Consider the following 13,835-nt stretch of genomic DNA (forward strand, 5'->3'; position numbering starts at 1 on the left):
CGCCGCGACGGGGCGACGGGAAAAATGCCGGGGTGCGGCAGGTCGGCGGGCTGGAAAAGGGCGCGGTCGCTCAGGCCGCGCGGCGCAGCAGCGCGTAGTGCACGGTGCCGGCCTTGCCCTCGCGCACGATGTCCCAGTCGGCGAGCTCGGGCCAGTGCGCGCATTCGGCATAGACCAGCGCGTCGTCGGCCAGCCGTTCGGGCAACAGCGCCAGCACCTTGCCCAGCAGATCGGACGCGAATGGCGGGTCGAGGAACACCACGTCGAAGCGCTCGCCGGTGCGGGCCAGCCAGGCCAGTGCGTCGCCGTGCACCAGCTCGATATGGCTGGCGTTCAGCAACTGGCGGTTGGCGGCCAGCGCCGCGTGCACCGGCCTGGCTTTCTCCACCATCACCACGCGCCTGGCGTTGCGGCTGGCGGCCTCGAAGCCCAGCGCGCCGCTGCCGGCGAACAGGTCCAGGCAGGTCTTGCCGGTCAGATCCTGGCCCAGCCAGTTGAACAGCGTTTCGCGCACGCGGTCGGGCGTGGGGCGCAGCCCCTCGGCGTCGGGAAACCGCAGCACGCGCCGCCGGTATTCGCCGCCGACGATGCGCAACTGGTTGCGCGCCTGGCTCATGGCGCCGAGGCCTGCGCGGCGGCGGGGGCCTCGGTCTTGGCCGGCTCGGGGCCTTCGATCGCGACCAGGAAGCGCGCCGGATCGACGTGGCGCTGCCAGGCCGTCTTGATGTCGGCGGCGGTCAGCGCCGCGATGCGCTCGGACAGCCGATCGTAGTAATCGAGCGGCAGACCGTAATAGCCCAGGTTGGCCACCAGCCCGATCAGCGATTCGTTGGTGCTGCCCCAGAAGCTCATGCTGCGCAGGTAGCGATCCTTGGCCTCGGACAGTTCGGCGTCGCTCGGCCCTTCGCGGGTGAAGCGCGCGACTTCGTCGCGCAGCAGTTGCAGCGCCTGCTGCTCCTGCTCGCTGCGGGTGCTGATCTCGATGTCGAGCATGCTGTGGCCGCGCAAAATGCCCAGCGAGCTGTTCACGTTGTAGGTCAGGCCGCGTTTCTCGCGCAGTTCGCGCATCAGCCGCGACTGGAAGCCGGAGCTGCCCAGCATGTAGTTGCCCAGCATGATGGCGGGCATGTCCGGCGACTGGCGGTCGATGTCCAGCAACTGCGCCATTTCGATGGTGCTCTGGTTCTTCTGCCGCACCAGACGGATCGGCGCGGTGTCCGCGGGGCCGGGCGGGATCGCCAGCGCGGGCAGCGGTGCGGCGGCTTCGCCCTTGGGCAGGTGCGCGGTCAGCAGCTCGGCCATCTTTTCCGCGTCCGCGCGGCTGACGTCGCCGACCAGGGTGATGATCAGGTTGCCGGGCACGTAGTAGCGCCGCTGGAAGCCGCGCGTGTCCGAATTGCCCACTTTCTTGACCGTGGCCGGGGTGCGGCGGTCCAGGTTACCCAGCGGATGCTTGCCGTACAGCGCCATCGTCAGCGCGTCCTCGGCGGATGCCTTGGCCGGGTCGTCGGTCAATTGCCCGATCACCGCGTCGCGCCGGTACTTGAACGATTCGAATGGATATTTGGCGTCGGCCAGTTGCTTGGCCACGGTGCTGACCATGGTCATCGGGCTGCGGGTGCTGACCACGCGCAGGTTGATGGTGGCGCGGTCACGGCGGATGTCCGCCCAGTACTGGTTGCCGGTGTCGGTCAGGATCTCCAGCGGCGAGCGCAGCTCGTTGCCGTCGTATTCCTTGTCCATCAGGCCATAGGCCGTCATCGACGCCACCCCGGGCTCGTCGAGCGGGGAGCGGCTTTCGCCCGCGTCCACGTCGAGGCGCAGGTCGATCACCGGCAGGCCGTGCCGTTCCACCAGGTAGACCGGCACGCCGTTGGCGGTCTGCCAGTGCTGGATGGTCGGAAACGCGGCCGCGCCGGCGGCCCACAAGGCGGCGACGCCGGCCACCATCCACTGCTTAACGGTCATGCTTGATTTCCTGGGTGGCGACGATCTTGTCGATCGGCTGGGCTTCCAGCACACCGACCACGCGGTGCTCGTCCTTGAGATAGGTGTCGGCCACCCGTTCCAGATCCTTCAGAGTCACCTGTTGCAGCAGGTTCAGGTGCGCGACGTACTGCTCGGGGGTGAAGCCGTACAACGTCAGCATGCCCAGCTCGCTGGCGCGGTTGGACAACTCGTCGTAGGAGAAATAGCTGCGGGCCTGTAGACGCTGCTGCGCCCGTTCCAGCATCTGGCCGTACAGGCCGGCGCCGCGCAGCAAAGCCACCTGCTTCTGCATTGCCGATTCCAGCTCGCCCAGCGACGCGTCCTTGGACGGCGTGGCGTTGAACACGAACAGCGGTTCGCCCCGGGTGGGATAGTCGAAGTTGGCGTAGAGGCTGTCGCTGGCCAGCGCCAGGCGGCGATCCTGGTAATCGTGCGACAGCATCTCGGCCAGCACGTCCAGCGCGGCCAGATCGCGCGGCGGGGCATCGGCGGGGATGCGCCACTGGAAGCTGACCAGGCTGGAGCGCGAGGGCTTCTTCAGCACCACGCGCTTGCCGGCCTGCTGCACCGGTTCCTGCGGCGCTGCGCGGGCGGGCAGGGCGCGGCTCGGGATCGCGCCGAAGTAGCGTTGCAGCAGCGGCAGCGTCCGGGCGGGGTCGAAGTCGCCGGCCAGCACCACGATGGCGTTGTTCGGCGCATACCACTTGCCGTACCAGTCGCGCAGGCTCGATACCTGCATCTTGTTCAGGTCGTCCATGTGCCCGATCACCGGGTTGCGCATCGGCGATTCGGGATAGACCACGCCCTGCATGCTTTCGCCGAAGGCGCGGAATGCGTTGTTCTCGGTGTTGAGCCGGCGCTCTTCCTTGACCACCTCGATCTCGGTCTTGAACAGCGGCTCGGCCAGCGCCAGGTGCTGCATGCGATCCGCTTCCAGGTCGAACGCGGTTTCCAGGTCGGAGGCGGGCAGGGTCAGGTAGTAATAGGTGTAGTCGCGGGTGGTGAACGCGTTGTTCTCGCCACCCAGGCGCGCGACACGGCTGTGGTATTCGCCGGTGGGCACCTTGGCGGTGCCGCGGAACATCATGTGCTCCAGCGCGTGCGAAATGCCGGTCAGGCCCGCCGGCTCGTCGATGGCGCCGATGCGGTACCACACCTGCAACTCCACCACCGGCGCGCGGTGATCCTCGTGCAGCACCACCGTCATGCCGTTGTCCAGGTGCTCGACGCGGGTGGCCAGCAACGGGTGCACCAGCGTCGGCTCCACCACCGGATTGCTCGGCTTGAGCCCCCCTACCGTCTTCGCGGCCCAGGCGGGGGTGAACATGGCCAGCAGCAGGCTGGCGCAACAACAGGCAAACGCGGCATGACGTGACATCGATGTGGCCTTCAGGTGGGCGGGGAGGGCAACGGAGGATAGAATTCTACCAACTTGTCAGCATGGGCTTGCCATGCTGGATGCCGAAAGGAAGCAACCCCTTCTATGTTCAGTTTTTTCAAACAAAAGCTTGGTAAGCAGGAGACACCGGAAACCCCGCCGCAACCAGCGGAGGAATCCCAAGCTGTCGAAGTGTCCGCCACCCCGGCGCCATTGGAAAGCCCGGAGCCGGCCCCGGCGCCGGTCGAGCCGTCCGCGCCGCTCCAGGTCGCCCAGCCGCAGGATAAACCACGTCTTTCCTGGGCGGAACGACTGAAGGCCGGCTTGGCCAAGACGCGCAACGCGCTCGGCAAGAACCTGGCCGGCCTGTTCGGCGGTGGGCAGATCGACGAAGACCTCTACGAAGAGCTGGAAACCGTATTGCTGACGGCGGACATGGGCGTCGATGCCACAGGCCATCTGCTCAAGAACGTGCGGGATCGCGTTTCGCTGAAAGGCTTGAAGGACAGTCAGGAACTGAAGGGCGCGCTGAAAGAATCGTTGAACGAGCTGATCGGCCCGCTGGAAGTGCCGTTGTCGCTGGGCGAACACAAGCCGTTCGTCCTGATGGTGGCCGGCGTGAACGGCGCCGGCAAGACCACCAGCATCGGCAAGCTGGCCAAGTACTTCCAGTCGCAGGGCAAGAGCGTGTTGCTGGCCGCCGGCGACACCTTCCGCGCCGCCGCGCGCGAGCAATTGGTGGTGTGGGGCGAGCGCAACGGCGTGCAGGTGATCGCGCAGGACAGCGGCGACGCCGCGGCGGTGGCGTTCGACGCGGTGAACGCCGCGCGCGCGCGCGGGGTGGACGTGGTGATCGTCGATACCGCCGGCCGCCTGCCGACCCAGCTGCACCTGATGGAGGAAATCAAGAAGGTGAAGCGCGTGGTGCAGAAGGCCGATCCCACCGGCCCGCACGAAGTGATGCTGGTGCTCGACGCCAACACCGGCCAGAACGCGGTCAACCAGGTGAAGGCGTTCGACGACGCGCTGGGCCTGACCGGCCTGGTGCTGACCAAGCTGGACGGCACCGCCAAGGGCGGGGTGATCGCCGCCATCGCCAAGCAGCGCGCCGTTCCCGTGCGTTTCGTCGGTGTGGGCGAGGGCATCGACGATTTGCGCCCCTTCGTCGCCGCCGACTATGTTGATGCGCTGTTCGACTGACCGCGCCGCCTCGGCCCGACCACCGAGCGTGGCCGGGGTCGCGGCCGGCGTACCCGTCCCGGATCGCGCCCGCCGCGATCTGTCCGTCACCCTGCAAGGAAGCTGAACAGGCACCATGTACCTGCCCGTGCTGGAAACCCCTCGCCTGCTGCTGCGTGCCCCGCGTGCCGAGGACGTGGCGGGGCTGGTCCACCATGCCAACGATTGGGAAGTGGCGCGCATGACGCGCCGCATGCCGTATCCCTACGTGGCGGACAGCGCGGTGCGCTGGATCGACGCGCAGTCCGATCTGGCCGCCGCCGAGATCGAATACAACTTCGTGCTGCTGCGCGACGGCCTGCCCATCGGCGCGATGGGCCTGATGCGGCGCAGCGGCGTCGAGGCCGAACTGGGCTACTGGCTGGGGCGCACGTTCTGGCGCCAGGGGCTGGCGGGCGAGGCGGCGCAGGCCGTGGTGCGCTTCGGCTTCGCGGCACTGCAACTGGACACGCTGTACGCCGATTGCCTGGCCGAGAACGTGGCATCGGCCGCGTTGCTGCGGCGGCTGGGCATGACCCAGTACGACGAGGTCCATGAGCAATGTCGACCGGATCGGGAGCCGGTCTCCATCCTGCGGTTTTGCCTGAATGCACAGCAATGGCAAGATGCGCAGGATGCCCTGCTGGCGCGGGGCGCGGCGCCAAGCCGTCCTTCCGAATCCGAGTCGTCGGGAATCGAGACTTCATGATCCAGTTTCAACAAGTCAGCAAACGCTACCCCGGTGGCATCGATGCGGTGAAGCAGCTCAGCTTCGAGATCCGCAGCGGCGAGCTGGTGTTCCTGGCCGGGCATTCCGGCGCGGGCAAATCCACCCTGCTTAAGCTGATTGCCGGCATCGAACGCCCCACCTCCGGCGCGGTGCTGGTCAACCACCAGAACGTGTCTCGGCTGAGCCGCAAGGCGCTGCCCTACGTGCGCCGCCACATCGGGCTGATCTTCCAGGACCACAAGATCCTGTTCGACCGCAGCGTGTTCGACAACGTGCGGCTACCGCTGGACATCATCGGCTTCAGCGGCCCCGAGGTGCGTCGCCGCGTGCTGGCCGCACTGGACAAGGTGGGCCTGGCCGGCAAGGAATCGCTCAACCCGATCGCACTGTCCGGCGGCGAGCAGCAGCGGCTGTGCATCGCGCGCGCCGTGGTGCATCGCCCCGCCATCCTGCTGGCCGACGAGCCCACCGCCAACCTCGACCGCGACTACGCGCACGATATCCTCGAATTGTTCAAGTCGTTCCACCAGGTGGGCGTCACCCTGGTGATCGCCGCCCACGACGAATCGCTGATGGCCGACTACGGCCGCCGCATCCTGCGGCTCAAGCATGGCGAGTTCACCGCATGAACGCGCGCCGCCCCAGCCGATCCTCGCGCCAGGCCCCGGCGTGGCGTTCCTTCCGTTGCGATAGGTCCCCGACATGAAACACTGGCTGCGCCTGAATCGCCTGGCCCTGGTCCGCACCCTCGGCAGCATGGTCCGCACGCCGGTCAACACTCTGCTCAACCTGCTGGTGATCGCCATCGCGGCGTCGTTCCCGTTCGGCTTCTACCTGCTGCTGAGCAGCGTCGCCGCCGTCACCGGCAAGGTGCCGGTCGAGCCGCAGTTGTCGATCTTCCTGCGCAACGCCGCCACGCCGGCCGAGATCGGCAAGCTCAAGGAGCAACTGGCCACCGACGGGCGCGTGGCGCAGGTGCGGTTCGTGCCGCGTGACGAAGCGCTCAAGCAGTTGCAGGAGCGTGTGGGCAGTGCCGATCTGATGGCCGGACTGACCGAGAATCCCCTGCCGGACGCCTTCATCGTCACCGCGCGCCTGGGTGCGTCGTCGGCGGAGCTGGAGCAATTGCGCGACACGCTGGCCCGCCACGCCGGGGTGGAGGAAGTACAGCTCGATTCGGCCTGGGCGCAACGGCTGGAGCGCCTGATCGCCCTGGGCGAAGTGCTGTTGCAGGTGGTGGTGGCCCTGCTGGCGGCGGCGCTGGCGCTGATCACCGGCAACGCCATCCGCATGCAGATCCTGACCCGGCGCGAGGAGATCGAAGTGGCCAAGCTGATCGGCGCCACCGACATCTTCATCCGCCGGCCGTTCCTGTACATGGCCGCCTTGCAGGGGCTGCTGGGCGGGCTGGCGGCCTGCGGCATCGTCGCCGCCGCGCTGTCGTGGCTGAACCCCGCCGTGCGCGACCTGGCCGCCACCTACGGCGAAACCTTCCTGCTGCGCCTGCCCAACCCGGCCGAGGTGGCCGTGGTGTGCGCGATCACCGTGTTGCTCAGTCTGGCGGGCGCCTGGGTCGCCGTCTGGCGCCACCTGCGGCGGCATCACTAGGGCGCCTGGCGGGCGAACCTCGCGCCGTACGTGCGCCGGCGCGCCCGCCTTCGCCCTGTAAGCCCTTCTCGGAGAAGGGTTTTTCTCCGCGACGTATAGTGAAAAGCTATCCGCGCCATGAGAATTTTTGACGTGCACCCCCACTGCCGCCTGTGCTTGAATCGGAAGCCTCCGATGGCATTGCGCCGCGTGGTGCCCAGCGGCGGAATGAACTTTCCCGACGGCTTAGCACTCCTACGGTTCGAGTGCTAACATAAACGCCGGGGTGAATCAGCCCCGGCTTCTGTTTGATAGGAGATTCGCATGAGTCACAGTCTCACCCTTCCCGTGATCTCGGGCGGCGACAGCATCGAAGCGTACATCCAGCGCGTCAATGCCATCCCCATGCTCACGCAAGAGGAAGAGACCGAACTCGCAACCCGGCTGACCCGCGGCAACGATCTGGAAGCGGCCGGCCGGCTGGTGATGTCCCATTTGCGGGTAGTGGTCTCGATCGCTCGCGGTTACGCGGGCTACGGGCTGCCGCAGGCGGACCTGATCCAGGAAGGCAATATCGGTCTGATGAAGGCGGTAAAGCGTTTCGAGCCCACGCGCGGCGTGCGCCTGTTCTCGTTCGCGGTGCACTGGATCAAGGCCGAGATCCACGAATACATCCTGCGCAACTGGCGTCTGGTCCGCGTGGCCACCACCAAGGCGCAGCGCAAGCTGTTCTTCAACCTGCGCTCGATGAAATCCAGCCTGGCCGCGCTGACCCATACCGAGGCGCAGGCCATCGCCGACGACCTGGGCGTCAAGCGCGAGGAAGTGCTGGAGATGGAAATGCGCATGTCCGGCCAGGACGTGGCGCTGATGGCCGACGACGGCGACGAGGACGGCTTCGCGCCCATCGACTGGCTGGCCGACAGCGACAACGAGCCGGTGGCGACCATCGAGCGCCGCGCCTACGATCGCTTGCAGTCCGAAGGCATCACCGAAGCGCTCGACACGCTGGACGCCCGCAGCCGCCGTATCGTCGAGGCGCGCTGGCTGGCCGACGAAGGCGAGGGCAAGACGCTGCACGACCTTGCCGCCGAATTCAAGGTGTCGGCCGAGCGCATCCGCCAGATCGAATCCAAGGCGCTGCAAAAGATGAAACAGGCGCTGGTGCCGGCCTGACCGGACTGCCTCTGATGAAAAAGCCCGCTGTATGCGGGCTTTTTTCTTGGGCGCGGGCCGGGTGGAAGCCCCACGTTGGCAGCGCTTTCTTGCAAAGAAACGCGAATGTTTCCCGTTTGTGCGGGCAAAACGACCGCTGGTCCCATCCATCGTCAAGCAAGCTGACAACCTCCCGATATATCGCTCAAAGCCATTGATTCGGAAGGAATTATCATGCGTCTATTCAACCAGCAGCTGATCGAGCCGGTGCTGGCCTTCATCGGCGCCGACACCGCCGGGCCGCCGCCGCAGCAGGCCGGCCCCAAGCCGACCCCCGCCGACGCCTCGCAAGCGCGTGCCGAAACAGTGTGGGACGGCGTGGAACGTCGCAGCGGCGAGGATCGCCGCCAGGCCCAGCGTCGTCACGACAAGGTCGATACCCCCCTGGATACCCGTGCCAGCCAGGACCGGCGCCAGCATGGCCGGCGCGCCACCGATCACGTCACCTCGATCTCGCTCAAGGTCTAGGGCGTGTCATCAATGGTTTCGCGGCAGCGTTCGGTGCAGTTCGGGATGACACGCCCTAGGGCGAATCGCCCTTCAAACGCGGGTGCGAAGACGATTCGCACCAGGCGCCCGCCGGCACGCGGCAAGACAGAGCACGCATTGCGGCCACGCGTACCGCGAGCGCCGTCTCAGCGCAGCGTATCCAGCACCGACAGCAGCGGCAGCAGCACCGACGCGCCGAACTGCCGGCTGCGTTCCCCGTTCCATCCCACCGCCGGCAGCGGCCGGTCGGCCGTGTCCTTGAACGGCATCTCGATGGTGAAGGCCAGGCAGTCGAAACGGTCGCCCACCCAGTTGGTCGCCAGCGTCATCTGTTCCGGGCCGAACTGCCGTTCCTCGTAGCCGTGCTTCACCTGGAAATCCGGGCTGGCCGCCAGCCACGCCGCCTTGAACGCCTGCTGCAACCGGCCCTGCCGCGCCGAGAACGACGGATTGCCCTCGCAGCCGGCGACGAAGTTGTGGGGGATGGCCTCGTCGCCGTGCACGTCGAGGAAGGCGTCCACCCCGATCTCCAGCATCTTGTGCCGTACCAGCGCCACTTCGGGGCTGCGTTCCATCGTCGGCTCGGCCCATTCGCGGTTGAGGTTGGCGCCGGCCGCGTTGGTGCGCAGGTTGCCGCGCACGCTGCCGTCCGGATTCATGTTGGGCACCACGTACAGCACCGCGCGTTCCAGCAGCGCGCGCGCCGGGGCGTGTTCGCCGTCGAGCAGCGCTTCGATCAGCCCTTCGGCGAACCATTCGGCCATGCTCTCGCCGGGATGCTGGCGTGCGATCACCCAGATATTGCGCTTGCCGGGCGCCGGCTCGCCGATGCGCAGCAGGTCCAGCTCGCGCCCGTCCAGCGTCAGGCCCAGCCGCTCCACCGCACACCACGGCGCGGCGGTCTGGGCGCCGGCCACCAGGTCGAGGTGGCGTTCCCACGAATACGGTTCGAAGTAGGCGTAGTGGACGGTGTCGTACTCGGGGGTGTGCTCGAACTGCAACTGGCCGTCGCGGTAGCGGCTGGGCACGCAGAACCAATGCTGCCGGTCGTACGAGGCGCGCACCGCGTAGCCGTCCCAGCCGTCGGGATAGGCCGAGTCGGCGGCGTCGGTCAGGGTGTAGCCGCAGGCCACGCCGCGCACGCCGCTGGCGCGGAAGTGGAACCATTGCTTGAAGTCGGCGGCGTTGTCGGGGCGCAGCGCCAGGCGGATGTCGGCCGGATCGGCGCTCGACAGCACGGAGACGGCGCCAGAATCGAAGGCGGTGGAAAGATGGATCATGCGTTGGCTCGCCAAAGCGGGCGGGGCGCGGTCAATCCTCGGCCTGCAGCACCTTGCCCGGGTTCATCAGATTGCGCGGGTCGAGCGCGCGCTTCACGGCGTGCATCAGCGCCAGCTCCAGCGGGTCGCGGTAGTGCGCCAGCTCGTCGCGCTTGAGCACGCCGATGCCGTGTTCGGCCGACAAGGTGCCATGCAGATCCGCCACCAGCCGGTAGATCACCTGGTTGATCGCCGGCTCGTGGGCATAGACCGCGTTGGTCTTGTCGTCCAGGAACACGTTGTAGTGCAGATTGCCGTCGCCCACATGGCCGAAAGCCACGATGTCGGCGGCGGGAAATTCAGCCTTCAATGCCGCCTGGGCCTCGACCAGGAAGGTGGGGATGGCCGAGATCGGCACCGCCACGTCGTGCTTGATCGATACGCCGCGCCGCCGTTGCGCCTCGGGGATCGATTCGCGCAGCGTCCAGAAGGCCGCGGCGTCCTGCGACGACTGCGCCACCAGCGCGTCCTCGAAGCCCAGCGCCAGCAGCGCCTCGGCGAAGCGTTCCAGCAGCGACTCGCTGTCGCCGGCGTCGGACACCTCCACCAGCACGCACCAGTCCGGCGGCGTGGCATGCGGGTGCGGCAGCTCGGGGCAGTGCTCGGCCAGCAGCGCCCAGCAACGGCGCGAGATCAGCTCGAACGAGGTGACGCGGTCGCCGATCGCCGCCTGCAAGCCGCGCAGCAGCGTCACCGCGGCGGCGGGATCGGCCACCGTGACCAGCGCGGTGGCGTGCGCCGACAGCACCGGGTACAGCCGCAACACCGCCCGGGTGATGAGCCCCAGCGTGCCTTCGGCGCCGATGAACAGATGCTTGAGATCGTAGCCGGTGTTGTCCTTGCGCAGCCCGCGCAGGCCGTTCCATACGCTGCCGTCGGCCAGTACCACCTCCAGCCCCAGCGTCAGCTCGCGCATGTTGCCGTAGTGCAGCACATTGACGCCGCCGGCGTTGGTGCCGAGCGCGCCGCCGACCCGCGCCGACGCCGACGCCGCCCATTCGGCCGGGAACAGCCGGTTGGCCGAGCGCGCCGCCGCCTGCACCTCGGCGATGGTGGCGCCGGCCTCCACCGTGATGGTGTCGTTGGCCGCGTCCACTTCGACGATGCGGCCCATCCGCTCGAACGACACCACCAGTTGCCGCCCGCTGGCGTCGGGCGTGGCCGCGCCGCACAGACTGGTGTTGCCGCCCTGCGGCACGAGGCTGACACCGTGCGCTGCGCACAGCTTCACCAGCGCCGCGACTTCGGCGGTGTCGCGCGGGCGGGCCACCGCCAGCGCCGCGCCCTGCCAGCGCCGCCGCTGGTCCAGCAGGTAGCCGTGGGTGGCGCTGCCGACCAGCACGCCGCCGTCGCCGAGCAGGGTTGCGAGGGAGGAAAGGAATTCGTTCACGAGGTGGCCTATCGGGCGGAGCGCAGCGGGCCGGTTGCCGGGTGATGGCGCCGGGCCGGACATGCCTGTTCAGATGGGGTCGCGGGGCGATGGTTGCAAGCTGGCGCCGCCGCTTGCGATGCCTTCATCCGGCGTGGCGCCGCCCGCATCCCGCTCTTCGGTCACAGCCAGAAATCGTGCCGCGCCACGTGTTGCGACAGCACGCGGTGGAAATGGCCCGGATCCTTGGCGAAGGTCATCTCGCCGGCCGCCGGCTTGTGGAAATCGAGCAGGCGCGAGGTCCAGAAGCGGATCGCCGCGCCGCGCAGCATCAGCGGCCACGCCGCGATCTCGGCGTCGTTCAAGGGTCGCACGCCCTGATAGCCGGCCAGGAAGGCGCGGGCGCGCGCCGGGTCGATGTCGCCGTCGGCGGTCACGCACCAGTCGTTGAGGGTGATCGCCACGTCGTACAGCAGCACGTCGTTGCAGGCGTAGTAGAAGTCGATGAAGCCGCCCACCTGATCGCCGTCCATCAGCACGTTGTCGCGGAACAGGTCGGCGTGCACCACGCCGCGTGGCAGGTGCGAGAAGTCGGCCTGCGCCTGCGTCGCCAGCTCGCGGCGCAGGAAGTCGGCCTCGGCGGGCGGCATGAAGGCATAGACCGATTCGGCGGTGGCCTGCCACCACGCCAGCCCGCGCGGATTGTCCATGTGGCCGGCGTAGTGCGCGGCCGCGCGGTGCATCTGCGCCAGCATCTCGCCCACCTGCGCGCATTGCGCCGGAGACGGGCTGTCGATCACCTGGCCGGGCACGCAGGTCACCAGCAGCGTCGGGCGGCCGTTCAGCGTGTCGGTATAGGCGTCGTCCAGGTTGGCGATCGGCGCCGCCACCGCGATGCCGTGTTGCGCCAGGTGCGCCATCAGGTTGACGTAGTACGGCAGCTCGTCGGCGCGCAGCGTCTCGAACAGCGTCAGCACGTAGCGGCCGTGGGTGGTGGTGACGAAGTAGTTGGTGTTGGTGACGCCGGCGGCGATGCCCTTGAGATCGACCAGCGTCCCGATGGCGTAGCGCTTCAGGAACGGTTGCAGGTCGTCGGCGGTGACGGTGGTGAAGACGGACATGTTGCGCTCGGAATCAGGGGCCGCGAAAAGCCCGCAGTTTACGCAAGCCGGTGCCGGATGACGATGGCCGGCGCGCGTTCAGGGCCAGTCCACGACAGCGCTCACACCTTGCGGCCGACGATCACCAGGTCGCGCGCCACGCCGTCGAGGATCGCCACCTCGGGCAGGTGGCCCCAGCGCGCGAAGCCGTGCGCCTCGAACAGCGCCAGGCTGGGCGCGTTGTGACCGAAGATCAGCCCGACCAGCGTATGGAAACCCAATGCCGGCGCCTGCGCCATGGCGTCGCGCAGCATTTGCCGCCCCAGACCATGGCCGCGCTCGGCCTCGTCTACGTAGATGCCCAGCTCGGCGGTGCCGTCGTAGGCCGAGCGGCTGTGGAACGCCGAAAAGCTCAACCAGCCGACCACCCGCCCGTCGCGCTCGGCCACCCACAGCGGATGGCGCTCCGGCGGATGGGCGGCGAACCACGGCTCGCGGCTGGCGACGCTGACCGGCGCCAGATCGGCCGTCACCTGGCGCGACGGGATGGTGGCGTTGTAGATCTCGATGATGCGCGGCAGGTCGGCGCGGTTGGCGATGCGATGGGTATAGCGGGAATCGGTCGGCATGGGGGGGCGGGGTGGGCGGGGTGGGCGGGGAGAGGGGGAAAAAACCTGTGGACACAGAGTGCACGGAGAACACAGAGGACACAGAGAAAACCTGGAGAGAGGCACACCCAGTTGTCAGCGGATGACGCCTGGGTTTTCGCTCCATACGGTTTTGATCTTCTCCGTGCCCTCTGTGTTCTCCGTGATCTCTGTGTTCACAGATTTGCTGTTACCAACCAGCACTCACCATTCGAACAGCACCCAGCGCGGCACCGAGAGATTCGGGCCGCCGATGTCCTCGCGGTCGAAGCGGCCGTTGCCTTCGCGGTCGATCAGGTAGTAGGGCTTACCGACCCTGGGCGTCACCCGCATCATGTAGAGCTTGCCCTGGATGCGGTACTCGGCGACGGTGGCGTCGTCCTTCTCGATGATGCGCACTTCCGGCTCTTCGACGGTGGCGGCGTCCGCGCCTTCGTCGGGCATCGGCGGCGGGGTGTCGTCGGCGGCCACCGCGAAGGCGGCCAGCAGACTGAACAGGCAAGCGAGATAGCGCGGGCTGACGGGCATGGGGTTCTCCGGTTACGGGTTTCCGGGCGGCGCGGCGAGGTCGTCCGGCGCCTGTCCTGGTGCCTGCGTCGCGGCCTGCGCGCGGGCTGAAAAAGCCGGGAAGGATACGTGGTCCGGCCGGGCGGTCTGCTGCGGTCGGTCAAGCCGCGCAGTGCCTGGAGCGGTGAACAGAACCCTGCTGGCGGCGCCGTGCTCACTTGCCGTACGCCTTGCATTGTCTTGGTAGCGCACGTCTTGCCAGAACCGCTTCGCTGGGTTTTGTCGAC

The 13,835-nt window shown here is 67.9% G+C and carries 14 protein-coding genes; 6 read left to right on the forward strand and 8 right to left on the reverse strand.

Annotation, left to right across the window (positions count from 1 at the left end; translation table 11 throughout):
- Positions 1-70: 70 nt before the first annotated feature.
- The 3 genes from rsmD to C556_RS0101120 are packed head-to-tail and all read right to left on the reverse strand — an operon-like array spanning position 71 to position 3,367.
- Positions 71-616 (reverse strand): 16S rRNA (guanine(966)-N(2))-methyltransferase RsmD, encoded by a 546-nt coding sequence (gene rsmD / locus C556_RS0101110; protein ID WP_018746378.1) that lies wholly within the window; start codon positions 614-616, stop codon positions 71-73.
- A complete protein-coding gene (locus C556_RS0101115) occupies positions 613-1,968 on the reverse strand; it encodes a M16 family metallopeptidase (RefSeq protein WP_083930212.1) in 1,356 nt (451 codons plus the stop codon). The genes rsmD and C556_RS0101115 overlap by 4 nt, the downstream gene beginning before the upstream one ends.
- Positions 1,958-3,367, reverse strand: coding sequence for a M16 family metallopeptidase (locus tag C556_RS0101120; protein WP_018746380.1), 1,410 nt, complete (start codon positions 3,365-3,367; stop codon positions 1,958-1,960). The genes C556_RS0101115 and C556_RS0101120 overlap by 11 nt, the downstream gene beginning before the upstream one ends.
- Positions 3,368-3,472: 105 nt before the next feature.
- On the opposite strand from C556_RS0101120, the gene ftsY reads away from it, so the two are divergent.
- The 6 genes from ftsY to C556_RS0101150 all read left to right on the forward strand — a co-directional run bounded on the left by ftsY (position 3,473) and on the right by C556_RS0101150 (position 8,585).
- Positions 3,473-4,567 carry a signal recognition particle-docking protein FtsY gene (gene ftsY / locus C556_RS0101125; protein ID WP_026262711.1) on the forward strand — a complete coding sequence of 365 codons (1,095 nt, stop codon included), beginning with the start codon at positions 3,473-3,475 and terminating at the stop codon, positions 4,565-4,567.
- A gap of 115 nt (positions 4,568-4,682) precedes the next feature.
- Positions 4,683-5,294: a GNAT family N-acetyltransferase gene (locus C556_RS18790; protein WP_018746382.1), complete on the forward strand. Its 612-nt coding sequence runs from the start codon at positions 4,683-4,685 to the stop codon at positions 5,292-5,294.
- A complete protein-coding gene (ftsE, locus tag C556_RS0101135) occupies positions 5,291-5,944 on the forward strand; it encodes a cell division ATP-binding protein FtsE (RefSeq protein WP_018746383.1) in 654 nt (217 codons plus the stop codon). Before C556_RS18790 ends, ftsE begins: the two co-directional genes overlap by 4 nt.
- Positions 5,945-6,017: 73 nt before the next feature.
- Positions 6,018-6,923: a permease-like cell division protein FtsX gene (gene ftsX, locus C556_RS0101140; RefSeq protein ID WP_018746384.1), complete on the forward strand. Its 906-nt coding sequence runs from the start codon at positions 6,018-6,020 to the stop codon at positions 6,921-6,923.
- A 303-nt stretch (positions 6,924-7,226) separates the two neighbouring features.
- Positions 7,227-8,078, forward strand: a complete 852-nt coding sequence (gene rpoH / locus C556_RS0101145) for an RNA polymerase sigma factor RpoH (RefSeq protein ID WP_026262712.1) — start codon at positions 7,227-7,229, stop codon at positions 8,076-8,078.
- Between the two features lie 213 nt (positions 8,079-8,291).
- The gene (locus tag C556_RS0101150; protein ID WP_018746386.1) at positions 8,292-8,585 is read left to right on the forward strand and encodes a hypothetical protein; all 294 of its coding nucleotides are present in this window, start codon (positions 8,292-8,294) and stop codon (positions 8,583-8,585) included.
- 167 nt (positions 8,586-8,752) lie between these two features.
- On the opposite strand, the gene C556_RS0101160 is transcribed toward C556_RS0101150, so the two are convergent.
- From C556_RS0101160 to C556_RS0101180, 5 genes are all read right to left on the reverse strand, one after another.
- Positions 8,753-9,886: a M14 family metallopeptidase gene (locus C556_RS0101160; protein ID WP_018746387.1), complete on the reverse strand. Its 1,134-nt coding sequence runs from the start codon at positions 9,884-9,886 to the stop codon at positions 8,753-8,755.
- A 31-nt stretch (positions 9,887-9,917) separates the two neighbouring features.
- Positions 9,918-11,315, reverse strand: coding sequence for an FAD-binding oxidoreductase (locus C556_RS0101165; protein ID WP_018746388.1), 1,398 nt, complete (start codon positions 11,313-11,315; stop codon positions 9,918-9,920).
- A gap of 161 nt (positions 11,316-11,476) precedes the next feature.
- Positions 11,477-12,415, reverse strand: a complete 939-nt coding sequence (locus tag C556_RS0101170; protein ID WP_018746389.1) for a homoserine kinase — start codon at positions 12,413-12,415, stop codon at positions 11,477-11,479.
- Between the two features lie 101 nt (positions 12,416-12,516).
- The gene (locus C556_RS0101175) at positions 12,517-13,023 is read right to left on the reverse strand and encodes a GNAT family N-acetyltransferase (protein WP_018746390.1); all 507 of its coding nucleotides are present in this window, start codon (positions 13,021-13,023) and stop codon (positions 12,517-12,519) included.
- Positions 13,024-13,245: 222 nt separating this feature from the next.
- On the reverse strand, positions 13,246-13,569 hold the full coding sequence (locus C556_RS0101180; RefSeq protein ID WP_018746391.1) for a DUF2782 domain-containing protein: 324 nt from the start codon (positions 13,567-13,569) through the stop codon (positions 13,246-13,248).
- Between the last annotated feature and the right edge of the window lie 266 nt (positions 13,570-13,835).

The sequence above is a fragment of the Chitiniphilus shinanonensis DSM 23277 genome, from assembly GCF_000374805.1.
GTDB classification, from domain to species: Bacteria; Pseudomonadota; Gammaproteobacteria; order Burkholderiales; family Chitinibacteraceae; genus Chitiniphilus; species Chitiniphilus shinanonensis.